This window comes from Desmonostoc vinosum (assembly GCF_059505385.1).
This window is the reverse complement of record NZ_JCACKM010000050.1, coordinates 1-21,593: the sequence shown is the minus strand read 5'-3', so window position 1 is coordinate 21,593 and position 21,593 is coordinate 1. Positions and strand designations below refer to the sequence as shown.

At 41.8% G+C, this 21,593-nt stretch carries 8 protein-coding genes; all 8 read right to left on the bottom strand.

Features of this window, described 5'->3' with window-relative positions:
• Positions 1 to 35 precede the first annotated feature (35 nt).
• Positions 36 to 6,635 (bottom strand): amino acid adenylation domain-containing protein, encoded by a 6,600-nt coding sequence (locus tag AC5JMF_RS08820; protein ID WP_495795329.1) that lies wholly within the window; start codon positions 6,633 to 6,635, stop codon positions 36 to 38.
• A 14-nt stretch (positions 6,636 to 6,649) separates the two neighbouring features.
• The gene (locus AC5JMF_RS08815) at positions 6,650 to 10,420 is read right to left on the bottom strand and encodes a condensation domain-containing protein (RefSeq protein ID WP_495795328.1); all 3,771 of its coding nucleotides are present in this window, start codon (positions 10,418 to 10,420) and stop codon (positions 6,650 to 6,652) included.
• A 104-nt stretch (positions 10,421 to 10,524) separates the two neighbouring features.
• Positions 10,525 to 13,920 carry a non-ribosomal peptide synthetase gene (locus AC5JMF_RS08810; RefSeq protein WP_495795327.1) on the bottom strand — a complete coding sequence of 1,132 codons (3,396 nt, stop codon included), beginning with the start codon at positions 13,918 to 13,920 and terminating at the stop codon, positions 10,525 to 10,527.
• A 46-nt stretch (positions 13,921 to 13,966) separates the two neighbouring features.
• On the bottom strand, positions 13,967 to 15,043 hold the full coding sequence (locus tag AC5JMF_RS08805; RefSeq protein WP_495795326.1) for an HAD-IIIC family phosphatase: 1,077 nt from the start codon (positions 15,041 to 15,043) through the stop codon (positions 13,967 to 13,969).
• Positions 15,044 to 15,288: 245 nt separating this feature from the next.
• A complete protein-coding gene (locus tag AC5JMF_RS08800) occupies positions 15,289 to 16,452 on the bottom strand; it encodes an acyl-CoA dehydrogenase family protein (protein ID WP_495795325.1) in 1,164 nt (387 codons plus the stop codon).
• A 28-nt stretch (positions 16,453 to 16,480) separates the two neighbouring features.
• Positions 16,481 to 16,765, bottom strand: a complete 285-nt coding sequence (locus AC5JMF_RS08795) for an acyl carrier protein (RefSeq protein ID WP_495795324.1) — start codon at positions 16,763 to 16,765, stop codon at positions 16,481 to 16,483.
• Between the two features lie 138 nt (positions 16,766 to 16,903).
• A complete protein-coding gene (locus AC5JMF_RS08790) occupies positions 16,904 to 17,758 on the bottom strand; it encodes a 3-hydroxyacyl-CoA dehydrogenase family protein (RefSeq protein WP_495795323.1) in 855 nt (284 codons plus the stop codon).
• A 313-nt stretch (positions 17,759 to 18,071) separates the two neighbouring features.
• On the bottom strand, positions 18,072 to 21,593 hold a 3,522-nt coding region (locus AC5JMF_RS08785; protein WP_495795322.1), incomplete at its 5' end, for an SDR family NAD(P)-dependent oxidoreductase.

The window sequence follows — 21,593 nt, the reverse complement described above, 5'->3', positions numbered from 1 at the left end:
AGGGTTACTTAATTTATTAGCTACACTTTTCTATACTATTCATCAAGGGCTAATATTTTTTGCACTTCTTCTTCATCCATTGTTTCTAGTTGGTCGAGCATCGTGTCGATATTGGCATTGAGCAAAAGGGCTGTTTCTACTTTTTCGGCTAGGCTACAAATTTTTGGGGAAATGAATAAGTCTCGTAATGATAGCTGTACGCCAAAACTGTGATAGATTCGTGAAATCAATTGTGTTGCTAACAGCGAATGTCCTCCCAATAGGAAAAAATCGTCGTCAATTCCTACTTGCTTGATTGATAAAATTTCTGTCCAAATCTGGGCGATTTTTTCTTGAGTTGGTGTTTGGGGTGCAACAAATATTGTTTCTTGTTCTGGACGACGATCGCCTGGTGCGGGTAAGGCAGATTGATTAATTTTGCCGTTGGGTAATAAGGGTAGTTTATCTAAGAATACATAGGCATTTGGTAACATGTATTCTGGCAATTTTTCGCTGAGAAAATGGTGGATATTACTGCTGGTGAGATTCGATTCTGGGCGAGGAACAATGTAGGCTACGATTCGCTTGTGGTTGGGTTGATCTTCCCGAATCATGGCTATAGTTGATCCCACTCCTTGATATTGACTTAATGTTGCTTCAATCTCGGATAGTTCAATGCGGAAGCCACGCAGTTTAATTTGGCGATCGCAGCGTCCCACAAATTCCAAGTTACCATCTGGTAGGTAACGAGCTAAATCACCTGTTTTGTAAAGGCGGCTTCCCCCTGAGACGCGATTAATCGCGTCTGTACAAGAAACGCTTTCTCCGCGTCCCCGCGTCCCCGCGTCCCCGCGTCCTCTTTCTCCCCCTGCCTCCTCAAAGGGGTTGGAGATAAACTTTTGTGCTGTTAATTCTGGTTGGTGCAGGTAGCCCAAGCTCAAACTATCGCCACCGATGTACAATTCCCCAACTACTCCCATAGGTACTGGTTGTAAATAGGCATCTAGGAGATAAATTTGCGTATTAGCGATCGCACCTCCAATCAAAACGCGATCGGGTATTTGGTCTTGGGGACTGCTACAATCACAGGTGACATCAGCAGCTACTTCTGAAGAACCGTATAGGTTTAAAAGTATACTCTCTGGTAGGGACTGCCGAAAGCGTTGTAAAAGAGCGATCGCTAAGGCTTCACCGCTTGTCACCCAAAGCTTGAGGTCAGGTAGTCTTTGTTGTAAATCCGTATCAGTATCTAACAATAAGCGCAGTAAAGCAGGCACTAGTACAAGCCGAGTAACTCGGTGACTGGCGAGGGTTGTCAAAAACTGTTGTGGCTCTTTGATGACTAAATCGGGTATCAGAACAAGGGGAATTCCTTGGAGTAATGGGCCGAAAATCTCCCAGACAGAATCTACAAAACTCAGGGATGTTTTTTGGCAACAAATCTCTTTTGGTGTAAAAGGGTAGGTCTTCCACATCCAAGCAAAACGGTTGACAGCACCGCGATGAGTACCGAGAACTGCTTTAGGTGTACTGGTAGAACCGGAAGTGTAGATTGCATAGGCGGGATGATCGGGTGTAGCTTTGCTAGTAGGATTTTGTTTGTAATGTTGGGCAATATCTAGCCAGCCGGTATCAATGCAAATTATCTTGGCTGTGGATTCAGTAAGTTTACCAACAAGGTGCTGCTGAGTCAGCAATACCGACACCTGAGAGTCTTTTAACATCAAATTCAACCGCTCTTGTGGGTATGCTGGGTCTAAAGGTACATAAGCTCCACCAGCTTTGAGAATGCCCAGTAGCCCCACTATCATCGCTGCTGACCGTTCTATACAAATACCAACTAGCACTCCCGCCCCTATTCCTAACTGTTGCAAGTAATGCGCTAGTTGATTGGCACGGGTATTAAGTTCGCGGTAAGTCAGTTGCTCGTTCTCAAATATGACTGCGACAGCATCGGGCGACTGCTCTACCTGGGCAGCAAATAACTCGTGAATGCACTGGTTGGGATAATTAGCCTGAGTGTTGTTCCATGTGACTAATAGTTGCTGTTGCTCAGTTGGTGTGAGCAAAGGCAAATCAGAGAGGTGTTGATTGGTATCGACGCAGATACCCTCTAGCAAAGTCTGAAAATGACCCAACATCCGCGTTATGGTCGCAGCATCAAATAAATCGCTGTTGTACTCTAGGCTGGCTGTCAGTCCCTCTTGTGTTTCTACCATATACAAAGTCAGGTCAAACTTCGCCGCTTTGGTGTTGATTTCCAAGGGTTGCAGAACTAAACCTGGTAGCTCTAAATCTGGCATTGGGGCATTCTCGAAGACAAACATCACCCCAAATAAAGGAGCGCGGCTTAAATCTCGTTGCCAGTGCAATTCTTCGACCAGTTTTTCAAACGGTAAATCCTGGTGGGTGTAGGCTCCTAATGTCACCTCGCGTATCCGCACCAGCAACTGTGAGAAAGTCGGGTTGCTCGATAGGTTGGTGCGTAGCACTAATGTATTGACAAAGAACCCAATCAAATCTTCAATTTCGCCGCGATTGCGGTTAGCAATTGGCGAACCGACAGCAATATCTGTTTGAGCGGTGTAGCGATAGAGCAATGTCTTAAATGCTGCTAGCAGTGTCATAAATAGAGTGACTCCCTGCTTTTGGCTGCAAGCTTTGAGTGCTTGAGTTAGGGCTTGAGGCAACAAAAGCGATCGCGTTTCACCCCGAAAAGTTTGCATGGCAGGCCGCGGACGGTCTGTGGGCAGTTCTAAGACTGGTAAATCTTGGAGTTGCTGTTTCCAGTACGCCAATTGATTTTTTAGTACTTCCCCTACTAACCACTGTCGTTGCCAAATAGCGAAATCTGCATACTGGATGGGCAATTCTGTGAGTGGGGAGTGGGGAGTGGGGAGTGGGGAGTGGGGAGTGGGGGTAATGGGGAGTGGGGAGTGGGGGGTGGGGAGTGGGGAGTGGGGAGTGGGGAGTGGGGAGTGGGGATTAGGGGTAATGGGGAGTGGGGAGTGGGGGGTGGGGAGTGGGGAGTAAGAATAAGAGTAGGCTTGATAGAGTGCTGTTAATTCTCGAATCAATACACCAGTTGACCAACCATCACAGACGATGTGGTGCATGGTAAATAATACTACATGTTCTTCCGCAGCCAGCTTTAATAAACTCATCCGCAGTAAGGGAGCTTGCATTAAATCAAACCCTTGTTGCGCCTCTAAAGTAGCCAAGCGTTGGATTTCGGCGGCTTGTGTAGGTAGTTCCTGTAAATCTATTACTGGTATATTCAGTTGCAAAGACGATGCAATTTTTTGCACTGGTTGGGCATGAGCGATCGCAAAACTTGTACGTAAAACTTCGTGACGCTGCAAGATTTCGTTTATACACTCTTGGAGTGCAGCAATATTTAGTTTGCCTGTAATGCGAATCGCTCTAGAAAGATTGTAGGCAGCCCCACCAGGATTTAGTTGCTCTAGAAACCACAAGCGCTGCTGGGCAAATGATAGCGGTATTTCCCTATCTCTAGAAACACGTTTGATATCGGTAAGTTGCAGTTTTTCTCCAGCCTTCATTGCTGTTTCAATTTGTTTGGCTAGTCCGGCTACCGTGGGTGTTTCAAATAGTTGGCGCAGAGGTAGTTCCACTGCAAACGCTTTACGGATGCGGGAGATGGCTTGAGTTGCTAGCAGTGAGTGTCCGCCCAAGGTGAAGAAATCATCGTCAATGCCTACCCGTTTCAAACTGAGAATTTCAGCCCAAATGCCAATTAGCACTTCTTCGACCGGATTTCGAGGTGCTACAAAAGTTTCTGGCGATGGCGTTTGTTCAGGGGTTGGTAGTGCCTGGCGGTTGACTTTACCATTGGCTGTTAAAGGTAGTGTCTTCAGCAGTACAAAGGCAGTCGGTATCATGTATTCAGGTAGTTTCTCTTGAAGAAATTGGTGCAGTTGACTAGTATCTAATTCTCGTCTGGACACTACATAAGCTACCAAACGCTTATCCCCTGGCCGATCCTCTCGGACTGTAACTACTGCCTGTTGCACCTGCGGATATTGACTAAGTAGCGCCTCAATTTCTCCTAATTCAATGCGAAAACCGCGTAACTTTACCTGATAATCAACTCGTCCCAAAAACTCTAGATTTCCATCCGGTAAGTAACGAACTATATCCCCCGTTTTATAGAGCTTTGCTGCTGATTGATTAGAGGCAGGGAGTTGCATAAATCGCTCTTTGGTTAACTGAGGTGAATTTAAATAGCCTCTAGCCACAGAAACCCCGCCAATGTACAGTTCACCTGGCACACCAATAGGTACAGGTTGCAGTTCCTCATCGAGTACATAAACCTGAGTATTAGCTAGCGGACGCCCAAGAGGAACAGTTTGTGTGTAGTTTTGTTTGTTATTTACTAGATACGTCAGCACCCCAACCGTAGTTTCAGTCGGGCCGTAATGATTTAGGATTTGACACTCCGGCATCAACTGCCGAATCTGCTCAATTAGATGCCAACTAGCAGCCTCACCGCCTAAAATTAGTCGCAGTCGAGGCAATATAGATTTAGCGTTAGTGGAAGTTAGCAACGCTGCTAAATGAGAGGGAACTATTTTCAGACAATCGATCTGATGACGGTGAAAGTAATCTGCTAGTGCTTCTGTGTCGGTAGCCCGCTCTTGGGAGATAATATGCAGGCAACCTCCGGTACATAAAGCTGGAAAAATTGCTGTATTGCCCAAGTCGGCGGCGAAGGTGGAAACGGTGGCAAAGCTGGCAGGATTAGGTAAAGCTAATTTATCTGAGATGGCGTAAAAATAATTGAGTAGTTGACGATGTTCGATCGCTACACCTTTGGGTTTACCTGTAGAACCAGAGGTGTACACGACGTAAACTAGATTGTTGCTCGTTACTTTGCTAGTGACATTTTCGCAGCTTTCTTGAGCGATCGCAACTTCGCTGTCTAGGCAAATTATCTGTGCCGGATGTGTTGGTAGTGTTGCGACTAAAGTCTGTTGGGTGAGAATGATTGATATTTGAGCATCCTGCAACCGCAATGCTAGCCCTTGTTTGGGTATTTGGTCTATTACTAGATAGGCTCCACCGGCTTTAAGGATACCGAGCATGGCTGTGATTGTATGCAGCGATCGCTCCAGATAAACAGCTACAATTACTTCTGGCCCTACTCCCAACTTTTGCAGATAACGAGCGATTTTGTTGGCACGAGCATTCAGTTGGGTATAGGTGAGTTGCTCTTGTTCAAATACCACAGCGAGATGATTGGGAGTTTTGGCTACCTGTTCGGCAAACAGTTGGTGGATGCACTTGTTGAGTGGGTAATCAGTCTGAGTATTGTTAAATTCTAATAACAGTTGGTGTTGTGCGATCGCACTTAAGATTGCTAATTTGCTAATTGCCACTTCTGGATTGGCAATTGCACTGAATAATAAAGTTTGAAATTGTTCGGCTAGGTTTTGAATAGCTGTGGTTGAGTATAAGTTGGTATCATAGTGAAATTCTATTAACAAAGAATCGTTGTTTTGCAAACAAACAAGTTTAACTTTAAACGGTTCAATACAAGTGTATTGCTGCTCCAATGAAAATACAACTTCATCTACAGAAAATTGTTGTGAAAATTCTACAAACTCAAACCCAAAGGGGAAAACTATACCTTTTTCAGGTTGCTCAATCAACTTTTCGGCAACGAAATAATCTTGCCATTCTTCCGCAGCTTCTATAACTTTTTGAGCTAGTTCTACAACTTCTTTAAAGCATAAATTTGTGTTCAGTTGGCTACGGATTGGCAACCATTTGGCAAATAATCCCAAAGCATCATGCAGTTCTGCATATTCTCTACCATCACAAGCCTTGCCGATGATGATCTCTGGCTGTTTTGTCAATCGCCATAGCAGTATCTGCCAACACGCCAGTAAAAATACAGATGTAGAAGAGTCATACTGCTGTACAAGTAATTCTAATTTTGTAGTGATATCGTCAGAAAGTGCTACTTTGAAAGACGCTGGTACAAATGCTGTTTGTTGAGAATTCTGATCCTCGAATGGTAGCTGCAATTTAGCTAGCGATGAAAAATCTTGGTTTAGCCAATAATTATTTTCTGTTGTGGCTACTTCATCTTTTAGTAATTGATTCTGCCATTCTGCAAATTGCACGTATTGTACAACTTCCAAATCGCTATATTTTTGACCTTTTAAGCATTCTGAGTAGGTAATACTAATCTCTTTAACTAAATTATACAGTGTCCAATAATCTGCACAAAGCGCAGGTAAGTTAATAATTAAAATATATTTATCTAAAGAGAGTTTAATTAAATATAAAGTAATATTATTGTTGTGATTTTGAGTAATCTTATCCTGAAACAACCGCTCAATTTTTGTTGTTTCACCATCAATCAACTGGATTTCTTGCCACAAAGGAGAAATACGATCCTCCACAACCATAATTGGCATCTTCATACCAGGTATGCAATGAAAATTGGTGCGGAGAATTTTATGCTTGTTAATGACTTGCTCTACAGCAGCTTTTAAATAGTCTAGATTGAGATTACCTTCAACATAAATAGCACATTGCGCCCGATAAACCGAATTATTTGCTTGTAATAACCAAAGGTGCCTCTGTTGGGGAGAAAGCCGAAAGCCTTGAATAGTGTTAGATTGCATTCGTTACTCCATCCTTATTTAATAATATCTGCGCTATTGATCATTTCGCCCATTGCCACCACAATTTTGCGAGAGCCTACATAAGGGTTACGTCCGTGGGCAGCGAGCATATTATCTAACATTAATATGTCACCCTTTTGCCATGAAAAGCTAGTTTGAGACTGTCGATAAACTTCATTAATTTCTGTAATTGCAGAATCTTCAATGGGAGTACCATCACCATAATAAACATTCCGTGGTAGCTGATGTTCACTAAATAAAGATAATAAAGATTCTCGCACTTCTGAATCTAAATAGTTTATATGATGCAACTGAATTTGATTGAAAAATACAGGTTCATCGGTTTTTGGGTGTATTGCCAATGCTGGACGAATTTGACGAGTGACAAGTCCATTATTCTCATGCCATTCAAAATCAATTTTTGCTTGTTTGCAGATTCTTTCTACTACATTTTGATCATGAGTTTGAAAAAACTCTTGCCAACTGACATCTAAACTATCTGTATAGTTGCGAACATACATTAATTGCTTTTCAGCTAATTTATCTCGTAACTTGGGATCAAGAATTCGGTAAGCTTGACGACAATCTATAATTGGCGTTTCTCCACCTTTTGCGGCTGGTTGCAGGCAGAAGAACCATATTTTGAGAGGAAAACTATGTAAATGAGAGCTTTCATTATGGAAGAGAATTGCTTTGTCAGCTGGGTAAGGTGTAGAACCATATACTTTTCCTCCTTCGTCTGTACGGGGTAAATCGCCATATTCGCCGAATAATTTTGGACAAATTGCCTGAGCAAAACTTTCAAATTCTAAGGTAGATTGAATGTGGAAGCCTCGAAAAAGAATAGCTCCAGATTTTAATAATTTTGTCTCTATTAATTCGCGGTTATTTTTAGCCCAAACAATCAAATCAATCTCATCGTTGTTAGGCTGAATCACTAAAGGAAATGTTTGTCCTGGTTCGAGATCATCAATTTTAATTAATTGTTCTGGTAATAAATTTACAGCTTTGGGAACAACTTTCATTAATTTTTCCCGTTTGAAAGTTTGACGCTCCCTTTTTTGGATAATTTGTTGTTTTTTTTCTGTTGTCGTCAGCATTTCTAAACTATCAATTCTTGTCTCAGGTTGCGAGACAATATTCTCTAGTAGCGTCTGAAAATGACCTGTCATGCGAGTAATAGTAGTCGCATCAAAAAGGTCGGTGCTGTAGTTCCAACTGCCTATTAATCCCTGTTCTGTTTCATTGATAAATAGAGCTAAATCGAACTTTGCAGTTTTGTTGTCAACTTCTATTGGTGCCATCTCCAATCCCAAAAGCGACTGCGGTGACATTGGTGTATTTTGCATGACAAACAAAACTTGAAATAGGGGTGTGGGTTGCAAATTGCGTTCTGGTTGCAGTTCTTCCACCAGCTTTGCAAAGGGTAAATCTTGATGGGCATACGCACCTAATGCTACCTCGCGCACCCGTTTCAAAAGTTCGCGAAAACTGGGATTACCCGATAAGTCTGTCCGCAAAACAAGTAAATTGATAAAGAAACCAATCAAAGCTTCTGTTTCGGCTCGGTTACGGTTAGCAACATCAGTCCCAACTACAATATCTTCCTGATTTGTGTAGCGGTACAGTAGTGTTTGCAAGGCTGCTAGCAGTGTCATAAAGAGGGTGGCGTTCTCTTGCTGTGAAAGCTTTTGCAGGGCTTGGGACAAGCTAGCAGGCAGTATAAAAGAGTGGGTTGCTCCTTGGAAGCTGGGTATTTTTGGACGGGGGCGATCGCAAGGTAAATTAAGTATGGGAATATTGCCACCTAACTGCTGCTTCCAGTAGGTAAGTTGAGTCTCTAACACTTGCCCTACAAGCCACTGACGCTGCCAAAGCGCAAAGTCTGCGTATTGGATGGAAAGTTCTGGTAAGGATTGGTGCTTCCCGGTAGAGAAAGAGGCATAGAGTGTGGCAATTTCCCGAATTAGGATGCCCATCGACCAGCCATCAGAGATAATGTGGTGCATGGAAAACAACATCACATGCTCTGTTTGATTGAGTTGTAGCAAACTCACTCGCAACAATGGCCCTGTTGTCAAGTCAAAAGAACGCTGTTGTTCTCTAATTGCTAACTTTTGAATCTGCTGTTGCTGTTCTGCCTTTGATAATCCTTGCAAATCCAATACTGGCAGTGTGAATTTATCGGCGGGGGCAATAACTTGTACAGGTTGCTCCTGTTTTGTAGTAAAAGTAGTTCGCAATACTTCGTGGCGCTGCACAAGAGTATTGAAGGACTCTTCCAAGGCTGTAACGTTGAGTGTTCCCATCAGGCGGACAGCACCAGAAATATTGTAAGTTGGGTTGCCTGGGGCTAATTGGTCGAGAAACCATAGTCGCTGTTGGGCAAAGGCAAGGGGAAAATAGTTCTGTTCTAAATTGCGGGGAATCGCAGGAATTGTCTTGGCGACATCCCGATGCTTTTTCATCAGCCGCAGTTCCAAGAGGGCTAGCTTTTCTGGGGAAAGCTTTTGTGTGAGTTGGAGTAGATTACTCGTTTGGAAATTATTTTTTTCTGTATTGTTTTTTACAGCATAATTTTCTGGTTGCAGTGTCGGTTTTAGCCTGATGTACGAATCGTTTTGAGGAATTAGCGCCTCGATCGCATCACAAGCAACTGCTACAGGGTTAGTATCAATAATTCTACGTAACAATTCTTGGCAACGCTGTTGTACGGTAGGGGAATTAATCAGCTGTTCCAAACTCTCAGCTATCACTTTTGCTTGCCATTGAGATGGCGGCAAGCACTCACCAACTCCCACGCGACTCAAGCAAGAGCCAGTATATAGCTGATCTGCTCCCATTGCCAGCGCCAACTGCGGTATACCAGAGGCGATCGCCTGACCGCTTGTAACTAAACCGCCATGATGAATCACGGCGCTTGTATAAGGCATACAACTTACCATCGATGGCAGGTATTGCACCCACTTAACTAAACTGGGAAGGTTTTCTGGTACTAGTTTTGCGTGTCGCGTCACCAAAAGACCCCGACGTTGCAAAAGCTGACACGCTTCGGCACTAACTGCGAAAAATTTGGCCCCTGCTAATGAGGTGGTGCCACCTGTAATTAAAATTGGTGGTTCTTCTCCATGCACTTCTCGAAGTTCTGCGGGAAGGTTATTTGTTGATGGCTGATCGTGCCATACAAAACCTGTCTGCAATACTCCTGACGATTTGGGTGCAAACCAGTCTGGCCAAAGTCCAATTGTCTTGTCGGGTAATCTTAACCATGCCAACCAATCACTTACAGGCACTAGACCCATTTTGGCTCTGATTTGATTGATCTCATCACCAAAAATAGAACCAATTAGTTCTGCAACTAGCGACCTGGTGGAAAGGTGGCTTGGTGAGGACATGACTGCTAAAAGAGGTATATTCAATTTTTCTGCGGCTATCCGCGCCGCAATACCTGGTGTGTCACGGGCAATTAAAACTGTTTGATGGGGATGATGGTGTTTAGCGATCGCTTGATATTCAACAAAAATTTTGGGTAATACATATTTTTGGTAAATTGTCAAAAAACCTTGCGGGCTATTGAATAGATGCCCATCTGCACTTAGGTGATCAAATTCTTCGGGAGTATCTAAGGCTATGAAGTTTAATTCAGCCTGTAGTACTGCTTTTTCATACTGGCAGTTGGTAATTAAGGTGACGTCATGACCGCGTGTTTTCAAGGTACTGCCGATTTGGATGAAAGGGTATACTTCCCCAGTTGACCAATGTGTGATTAATAATATTTTTGCCATGGTTCTAGATTAGTTTTTTTTCACGCAGAGGAGGCAGCGCGTTGCGGGGGGAACCCCCGTTGTAGCGACTGCCGTCGCGCAGAGACGCAGAGAGTTATGGGAGTTTAGGTGGCTTTGAGTTTGTTGGCAATTATGAGGGCTTCTTTATCTGATAGTTCGCTCAATTCTTGCAATAGTGCTGTTATGTCTTCGGTATTTGTTTGTTCAAGTTGGTACTGTCTGATGATTTGAGCTAGTTCTGCGATTGTGAATGCGGTAGTAAAAATTATTTTGAGGGGTAATTCTATTTGGAAGTGTTCGCGCACGCGGGATACTAGCTGGGTTGCTAGTAGAGAGTGTCCTCCCATTTCAAAAAAGTTGTCGTGGATGCTGATCGCAGAGATTCTAAGTAGTTGCGACCAAATTTCTGCTAACGCTTTCTCTATGGGAGTGTAAGGTGCAACAAAGTCTCTTAAGTCTTGTCTGGTTTGCTCTGGTGCTAGCAAGGCTTTTTGGTCTATTTTGCCGTTGGAGGTGAGCGGCAAAGTATCTAAGATGACAAATGCTGATGGCAGCATATACTCTGGTAGTTTTTCTTTGAGAAAGTCTCGCAGGTGGAGAACTGGGGTTTTCTCTCGGCGTGGCACTATGTAAGCTACTAGGCGTTGGTCTTTGGGTATGTCCTCTCGAACTATAACTGTAACTTCTGCTACGTCGGGATGCCCTGCTAATGCTGTCTCAATCTCTCCTAATTCAATCCTGAAGCCCCGGATTTTTACTTGATTATCAATTCGTCCTAAGTATTCTATATTACCGCTAGGTAAGTAGCGAGCCAAGTCACCAGATCTGTAAAGGCAATTAAATTTTGAATTGTTAAAGGGATTGGTAAGAAACTTTGAGGAGGTGAGTTCAGGACGGTTGAGATAACCGCGTGCTAAACCAGCACCACCGATATACATTTCGCCGGGGATGCCAATTGGTACTGGCTGCTGATTGGGATCTAATAAGTAAATTTGCAAATCGGGAATCGGGCAACCGATCGCACTCCCAGAGTGATTGTGTAAATCGGTAATTGCGATCGGGCGATAGGTAACGTGTACGGTGGTTTCGGTAATGCCGTACATGTTAATTAATTGCGGTGATTTGTCCCCGTGATGTTCAAACCAAGGTTGTAAGCTGGATAATTCTAAGGCTTCGCCGCCAAAAATTACCAGACGCAATTGTAAGTCTTTGAGATTTTCGGGAGTCTCTTCTACTCGGATGAGTTGGCGAAAGGCTGAGGGTGTCTGGTTGAGAACTGTTACCTGTTGCTGATGTAATAAGTCATAGAAGGCTTCGGGGGAACGGCTTACCCAGTAGGGAACGATTACCAGCCGTCCGCCGTTGAGTAAAGCTGCCCAAATTTCCCAAACTGAGAAGTCGAAGGCGATGGAGTGGAAGAGTGAAAAGACATCGCGATCGCTAAAGTTAAACCAAGATTGAGTTGCCTGAAATAAACGCACTACATTGTAGTGGGTACACAAAACTCCTTTGGGTTTACCTGTGGAACCGGAAGTGTAAATGACGTAAGCAAGGTTATCTGGGAGGAAGGGAATGCTTAAGGGGGAACAGGAAATAGTTTCTCCTATTTCCTGCAATGCATCGATCGCAATGACTGGTGTAGAATGTTGAGTGAATTTTTCGAGTAACTGGGTTTGCGTAACTAGGACGGAGATTTGGGCATCCTCCCAGATGAAGTTTAACCGCTCTTGAGGATAGTTTGGATCTAAGGGTATATAAGCCCCACCAGCTTTGAGAATACCCAAGATTCCTACTATCATGTGGGGCGATCGCTCAACGCACAAACCAACTTTGGTTTCTGATTCTACACCCAAGCTTTGTAATTGGTGGGCAAGTTTGTTGGCTTGACGGTTGAGTTCTTGGTAGGTGAGTTTTTGATCGTCGAAAATCACGGCGATCGCATCTGGTGTACGCTCAACTTGGGCCTCAAATAGTTGATGCAGAGTTGCAGTTTTCGGGTAATGAGTGCTAATTTGCTGCCACTGTTGCAGAGTCAGTTTTTCTTGCTGAGTTAGTAAAGGTAAGTAGTTGATTTGCTCGTCGGGATTGGTAACAATCGCTGTTAATAATGTCTGGAAATGCCCCAGCATCCGAGTAATTGTGTCTGCATCGAATAAATCGGTGTTGTATTCTAAAGTACCTGTCAGTCCTTGTTCTGTCTCCCGCATAGACAAAACCACATCAAAAAATGCCGTTTTGTTTTCCACTTCTAGCAGACTCAGGGTAATCTCCGGCATTTCTAAGACTATCTCTGGCAGATTTTGCAGGGAGAACATGACTTGAAACGGCGGTTTGTGTCTGAGACTGGGATGAGGTTTGAGTGTCTCCAGGAACTTTTCAAATGGTAAGTCTTGATGAGCGATCGCGCCTAAAACAACCTCGCGTACCCGACTCAACAATTCTCTAAAACTGGGATTTCCTGATAAGTCACCACGCAGGATCAGCGTATTTACCAAAAATCCAATTAACCCTTCGAGTTCCTCCCGATTGCGGTTAGCAAAAGGTGAACCGACTAAGATATCATCCTGCTGTGTGTAGCGATATAATAACGTTTGGAACGCCGCCAGTAGCGTCATGAACAATGTTACTTCTTCGCGGCGACTCAAATCTTTTAGCGCCTGAGTTAGGGACTTGGGTAAAAGGAAGGATTGGCTTGCACCCTGGTAAGTTTGGATGGCTGATCGCGGGCGATCGCTAGGTAAGTTGAGGATAGGGAGATCGCCTTGAAGTTGTTGCTGCCAGTAGGTTAGGTGAGTTTGCAATACTTCTTCTCTCAACCACTGGCGTTGCCAAACAGCATAATCTGCATACTGGATGGGTAATTCTGGCAGGGGAGAGGGTTTCCCTACACAGAAAGCTTCGTAAAGTACTGTTAATTCTCCGAAGAAAACCCCCCGCGACCACACATCAGCGATGATATGGTGAATTGTAAACAGCATCAGATGTTCTAGCTCACCTAGCTGTAGGAGAGTCACTCGCAGCAGTCCCGGTTTTGTGAGATCGAATGGCTGCTTTTGTTCTTGGGTAAGCAGCCGCTGCACCTCTGGCTGGCGTTCTGTGGCGGATAAATTGCGTAAATCTAAGGTTGGTAATGTAAATTTAAATTCATTTTTGATTGTCTGTATTGGTTGTCCATCGGCGATCGCCAAGCTGGTTCGCAGGATTTCGTGGCGGTTGATAATCTCGTTAATACTAGCTTCTAGGGCTATGAAGTTCAGCCGACCTTTTAATAGTATAGCCCCAGACATATTGTATATACTAATACCAGATTCTAATTGGTCTAGCAACCACAATCGCTCTTGAGCAAAAGATAAGGGTGCAGGATTGTGTTGAGAACGTCGAGGAATAACTTGTAATTCTGTAGACTCAACTTTCCCCTGTAAACGCTTAGCAAATAGCGCCTGTTTAGTTAGTGATAGTTGAGAACGTCGTTGTGAGATTTCGTCTCTTTTAGTATCCATGATGCCCCTCAAGAAAATCCTGGAAAATGTAAATATAGATTTCTAATTATTTATTATCGATAATTTCTAATTTCACGTACTCAGGCGCAGTTGAAATTTGCCTTAAATCATTTTCTAAAATGATTAAATTTCCTTGAGTATCAATTTCTTTAAAGCCTGCGAATTTATAAGTAATATACATCATGCGATTACGATGATTAGAAATAAATTCAGCACGTAATCTAACGCCATGCTTTTTTGCTAATCTCATCAAATGATTCAGCAAAATTGTCCCTACACCTCTGGACATGACTCGACAAGACATCAATAATAGTTTGATAGTCCAAAAGCTTTCTTGGCATTCCACTAAAGCCAAACCAATTTTACCGTAACTCCCATATTTATCAGATAAATCAGCTGTGAGCAGTTGATGATTATCTGACTGACGAAATTGATTGAGTTCTGCATAAGAAAAGGTATAACCAGTTGTATTTAACTGATTTGTTCTGATTGTTAACTCTTCAGCACGTTGTAAATCTGCTTCTTTGGCAGAAGAGATAGTAAAAGTCATATCCAAAGTAGCTAAAAATTCTTCTTGAGTACCAATAAATTCTTTTTCATCTGATTGCCTTTCTAAATCGCTAAGATACATTTGCCTTCTCAGTTTTGAATCCTCTGTAATAAAACGGGGATTCATCTCCGGCATATCTAGTAAATTGGTGATTTTTGCAGCATTGATACAGAGGACTTCTGGAAGAGAAAATTTGACTTCTTCTAACTCAAACGTATCGTCATCAATAAAGGCGATCGCATCAATACTGATATTAAGTGCTTTAGCAATTTCTTGAAGAGAACTAACTTTAGAATTCCAGTTAATTTGAGGATAGAGAAAATACTCTTTTAATCCCAACTCTTGCAATTTATCTATGGCTTTTACATGTTCATTTTTACTAGCAATGGATTGTAATATTCCCCGCTCATCTAATATTTGGAGAATTTCAATTATCTGGTTTTGTAAAAAGATGCGATCGTCTTCTAATAACACACCATGCCAAAGGGTGTTATCTAAATCCCAAACTACACATTTAATAATCTTCTTAGCAGTTTGTTCGTGATTTAAAGTTTCAGTTTTTGAGAGAAACATGACTTAATTATTATGCTAGATTTTTACGTTTTTTAACACTAACCTACATCTTGCACCTGTCAGTTAAAATAATGAATTTGCTGCAATAAAGTAATAAAAATCGCATATCCATTTACCTCTGTATTTAGTCCATTTCTAATGGACTTTTGCTATTAGGCAGGGATTTACAATCCCTGGCGGATATCAGCGTAGCCGAACAATTAGGTAATTTTTACGACTGAAAGTTTGACAGGTCAAGATATAAACTAAGAAACATAAAGTTTCTCTAGTTTTGGTAGATATTCTTGATAACCGTAATCTGCGATTGTAATTTGCTGAATTTGTGTGCTACCTTCAATAATTTCCATAATTTTTGCATCCCGCCAATATCTCGCCACCGAGTAATCACTGCTGCAACCATTTCCACCGTGAATTTGTACAGCATCAGTAGCGATTTTGGCAGCAACTTTGGCAGCAAAATATTTAGCAATTGCAGTTTCACTAAACGAGTTGGAATTCCCAATATCTTTGAAATAACCTGCTTGATAGCACAGTAATCTTGCTGCCTTCAAATTAGTAATCATCTCAGTAATCATTTGTCTAATTAATTGATGTTCTTTCAAATAAACACCAAATTGCTGACGTTCATTTGTATATTTCAGACAAGCTTCCAAACAAGCTTGAGCAATACCTACACAACCCCAAGCCACACTGTATCTACCATAATCAAGTGCAGAAGCAGCAACATAGGAAAAACCAAAACCCAACTTACCCACTAAATTAGACTGTGGAATCTCACAGTTATTAAGGTGTAACTCTGCTAACATTGAGGCTTTAACACCCAACATTCCAAAAATTGGTTTGATTTCAAGTCCGGGACTATTTTTTGCAACTAAAAATGCAGCAGGTTTTCCATCACATTGGGCAAACACTAAAAAAATATCAGCAATTTGTCCATAGGTAATCCATTTTTTTTGCCCATTTAAAACATAACAGTCACCAGAAATAGTTGCTGTAGTTTCTACACTTTTGGCATCACTACCTACACTAGGTTCGCTTAATGCAAAGGCCGCGATTATTTCACCAGATGATAATTTGGGAAGCCAATAATCTTTTTGAGATTTATTACCCCATTTCCAAATGACTTGCGAAACCATGTTATGTACTGTCAACAAACTCCGCAATGAAGAACAACCACGGCCAATTTCTTCATTAAGATGACCAAATGTAATCATATCCATGCCGCTACCACCAAAAGCTTTTGGTAAAATAGCCCCTAAATATCCTCTTTGAGCAAGCTGTTTTATAAGCTTGAGAGGAGTATATTCTTTTTGTTCGCAGTCATTGGCATCTGGAATAATTTCTGCATCTGCAAAAGCTCTAAATTCAGCTTTAGCATTTTTCTGTTCATCACTCAACTCTAATTTCATAATATTATGAAACTGACTAATTTTTTACTCATTCTTGTGTTACCAAAGTCTTTTTACTTTCAACCAAATGAGTCATCGCATTGATAGTTCTAAAATTATCAAACTCCAAATCTTCATTTTCGATAGTAATTTGAAACTCTTGTTCTATGAATAAAACAATTTGCATGGCAAACATAGAATTAACGAAGCCAAGAGCAAATATATCTTCATCTGGTCGCAAATCGTGATTGCGAAAAAATCGCGAAAGGAATGCTTTGATTTTGGATTGTGTTTCTTTCATATTTAATTTTACTTGCACGAGAATTTCTGACATTTAAAAACCCCTTATTTTCTTCCTCTGTTTCCTGTAAGCTAAAAAACATCTAAATTACATAATCAAATTAAATAAAACTCTTGTGGTGTGGGCATCTTGCCCGCCCTAATTATGCAAGTTATATGTGGAACAGCTTATTCAGTTATAAGTATAAAAACCTTGCCCACTCTTGCGTCCATGCAACCCGGCATCTACCATTTTTTTCAACATGGCACAGGGTCTGTATTTACTGTCGTTAAAACTTTCATATAAAACTTCAATAGAATACAAAATTGTATCTAAACCTATCAAATCAGCAGTTTCTAATGGCCCCATTTTGTGACCAAAGCAGGATTTAAAAATTTTATCTACTTCTTCCACTGTAGCGACTTGCTCGTGTAGTAAAAAAATAGCTTCGTTAATTGTCAACATCAAAACTCGATTGGAAACAAAACCCGGTGAGTCGTTAACAATAACGCATTCTTTACCCATTTGAGCTAATACATTTTGAGTCGTAGTAATTGTTTCTTGCGAAGTGTGATATCCCCGAATTACTTCTACCATTGGCTTTATTGGTACAGGGTTCATGAAATGTGTACCAATAACTTGATCAGCACGCTGGGTTACTGAAGCGAGGCGAGTAATAGAAATGGCCGATGTATTAGCTGCAAATATCGCTTTTTTAGGGCAGATATGATCTATTTTACTATAAATCTCCTTTTTTATATCCCATTTTTCTGTTGCATTTTCAATAACAAATTCAGCATTTTCTAAAAATCTATAATCAGTAGAAAATTGAATATTTTTGAGGATGTCATCAGGGCTTTTGGTATTTTCGCCTTTTTTGAAAAACCCTTGAAAGCGAATATTCTTCCTAATTTCTTGCTGGGCACGCTCTAAAATTGCTTCTGAAATATCTACTAAAATTACTTGATATCCAGTTTGGGCAAGGTTTTGTGATACCCCAATGCCCATTACACCTGCTCCAACCACACCAACAACTTGAATGTTCATGATTAATTAATCAGCTAAATTTGATTTTTGTTATACCAATTCTATAAAATCTGACAACAGACTCAAACATTGCAATCCTGATAAAATCTGACTTCCTTGATTACGTTAGCAAGTCCACGATAGCGTAGCGTAAAGCCTGCGGCATAGCTTCGCTTAGAGCGAGTCATCGAGCGTCAGCGTTAGGATTCGTGTAAAAATAAGTTGAACAATTTAATATTTGTAGTGCGGGCATCTTGCCCGCGCGAGCAAGATGCTCGCACTACTTATTTTTACTTGATGCCTTAGCGACACAGGAGCGTCGCGTCATTACGAATTACTTAGAATGAGTTGACAAAAGCTTGTCAGCTTCGTCCTCACTTAATTTCTCCAACTCTGCTATTAAGACCTCTTCAATAACCAAAGCCAATGCACTTACAGACGAAGCTTCAAAAATTAATCTCGTCGAAAGTTCGATTTGAAAATCTTTCCGAAGTTGAAAAATTAGTTGCGTACCAATCAAAGAATTTCCGCCTAAATCAAAGAAGTGATCATAAATCCCAACTTGTTCAATTCCTAATAATTCTTGATAGCGTTGAGCAACTTTGCATTCTATCTCACCACTAGGAGCAACATAAGTAGTTTTTAAATTAGGTCGTAAGTGTTTTGAGTTACTTAAAGATTTTTCCCAAAGATGGGAAACCTCAAAATTTTCATGCTCATCAATCACATCTTGAAGGTTTCGTGTTGTGACAATGACTTGTGGTAGTTCTAAAGATAGAACATGACCTAATGTATTAACACCCTCTGCAAATGTGATGCCATATTGCTCTCGCATCTGCTTAAAATTAGCTTGAATCTCTGGAGCAAATGATAATAGCGCATCTTGCCAATTATCCCATTGCCACCAATCCCAATTAATAGAAATTGTCGGGATTTCTCGTTTGTAAAAATTATCATGGGCAAATGCATCTAGAAATGCATTCGCTGCACAATAATCTACTTGACCGAATCCACCATACATAGAAGTCATTGAGGAAAATAAAACGAGGAAATCTAACTTAATATCCTTGAGAACAGTATTTAATACTAGTGTTCCTCGCACTTTAGGATGAAGTACGCTCTCTGCTAATTCGGTTGTTTTTAATTGCATCAAACCTGCTCCTGGAACTCCCGCAGCATGAATTACTCCATGAATTTTGCCAAAGCGATCGCACACTTGATTTACTGTTGTTTGCATTTGTTCGAGATGAGCAACATCGGCTGCAATCACCACAACTTCTGCACCCAATTTTTCTAATTCTTGAATTTTCTTAATCTTCTGACTGAGTACGTCTTCCTCGTCATGATCTGATAGCCACTGCTGCCATTGTGCTTTTGCTGGTAATTTTGATCGCCCAATTAATACTATTTTTACTGGTGCAAGCTTTGCTAAATATTGAGCTATTGCCAGTCCAATTCCCCCCAATCCTCCCGTAATCATGTATACTCCTCCTCGTCGTAACTTGGGGGTGCATAAGGTTTTGCTTGCTACGGGTAATTGCTCAAAGCACTGTACCCAACGACGATTTCCTCTGTAGGCAATAATTGATTCTGATTGAGTATTAGTCAGTTCTGTGAACAATTGCTCAATTAATTGTTGCCATTGTTTAGTATCCAGTTGAGGCAGAGTAATATCAATACTGCGACAGGTGATATGAGAATATTCCTGGGGAATAACTTTACATGGCCCTAAAAGAGTGGCTTTTTCTGGACATAATTTATCACTGTCAGTTAATTCTTGCAAGTTGTTGGAGATGACATCAATTTGCACGGCATTATTAATATTGGCATCACCTAATGCCTGAGCTAAAAACAGCAAACTCCAAAAGCCTAAATTTTGAATTTCCCCCCAATATTTCAGCCCCGATTTAATTTGTTCGTTGATGTTCCAAAGATGGACAATGGTGTTGGGAGTTTTATTGCTAAGACGTAGTTCTCTGAGTAAGGTATCATAGTCATCTCTGTGGCTGGGATTAATTTTATATTCTCGCTCACTCAGCTTGCTAAATTGCTCTCCAATTCTGACGATAATCACATCTTGATTCTCTCTTTCCAGCCGCTCTTTGATTTGCCAACCTACTGCACAAGCATCAATAAATACTAGCCAAGATTGCTGATTATTGATTAATTTTTCCACTGCCAATTGGGGTGGTGCAGCTCGTTTCCAGGAAGGAAGATGAAACCATTGATTAATACCAAGCCTTTGTGCAGGTAGATTTTGATTGATATTAATATGGCTGGTTTGAGGTTCAATCCAATAGCGCTGACGTTCAAAGGGGTAGGTGGGTAAGGAAATGCGATCGCAACGCTGATGACGATAAAATTGCGACCAATCAATTTCAACTCCAGCTAACCACAATTGCCCCAAAGTGTTGAGCAAAAATGCCACATCTGACTGACAATCATAGGCATAGCGCAGCGAAGGCAGGACGATTTTATCTACTCCTTGTTGATTTTCTAAACATTGCAGTGCGAAACTACCTAAAATCTGTCCAGCGCCAACTTCTAATAAAATGGGATTTTGTTTTTGCCACAAGTTTTTAATTCCATCCGCAAAGCGTACAGCTTGACACAGGTGTTTCACCCAATAATTGGGATCTGTTGCTTCGCCAGGTGTAATCCAAGTGCCGGTGACGTTGGATATGTAAGGAATTTTTGGTGGTTGGAGGTTGAAAGTAGCAACTAAATTGTAGAAGCTAGGTGCTATAGCTTCCATCATTTGGGAATGAAAAGCATGAGAAGTCTCGACACGCCGACAAACTAAACCTTGCTCAAGTAATCTTTGTTCCAACTCTTCTATAGCGTTTATAGAACCAGAAATTACACAAACAGATGATCCATTAATTGCTGATAAAGAGAGTTTTTCATTCAACAGTGGATACACATCTGACTCGGCAATAGTCACAGCCAGCATCGCTCCACCCGGTAACTCTTGAATCATTTGCGCTCTTTTCGCTACCAAGCTTAAAGCCTCTTCTACAGACAAAACTCCTGCTAGAGTTGCCGCTACATATTCGCCAATGCTATAGCCAATCATTGCCACAGGATGAATCCCCCAGTTGAGCCACAGTTGCGCTAGAGCATATTCAGTGACAAAAATAGCTGGTTGGGTGAGAAATGTTTGATTAAGTTTTTGAGTGGCTGCATCTGGCTGTTGTTCTGTGCGTCCTAACATTCTCCGCAAATCTATACCCGCCGCTGAGTTGCTGGGTTGTTTGGCATACAATACATCTCGCAAATCCTCACCAAGCAGGGGTTTAAGGAATTCGCAGCAGTAATCCACAGAGGCGCGAAATGTGGGTTCAGCTTGATAAAGTTCCCAACCCATATTCACATAATGAGTTCCCAATCCAGGAAACATCAGGGCAACAGGACGCTGTTGAGTCTCTAGGAAACTGGTAAGTACTCGTTTTTGATCGCTCAGTGCAGCTGCTGCATCCGCTACATCCCGGCAAACAACAGTCCGGCGGTAGTTGAAGTGCCGCCTGCCAACTTGCAACGTATAAGCCACATCAGCCAAATTACTATCGGGGTGCTTGTGCAAGTAATCGCTGAGATTTGCCGTCGCCGCTTCTAAAGCAGAACTGGTTTTAGCAGAAAGTACCAACAACTGATACTTTCTAAGTGCCAAATGCTGAGTAGCTACTGCGTTGCGGGAGTTCCCCCCGTTGTAGCAAGTCGCGTTGCTGAGTGAGGAGTTAGAAATTAATTGTTCTTCTCGTTGTCCTGTTTCTCCCCATCCCCACGTCCCCACGTCCTCTTTCCCCGCGTCCCCCCGTCCGCGCGTCCCCGCGTCCCCCCGTCCGCGCGTCCCCGC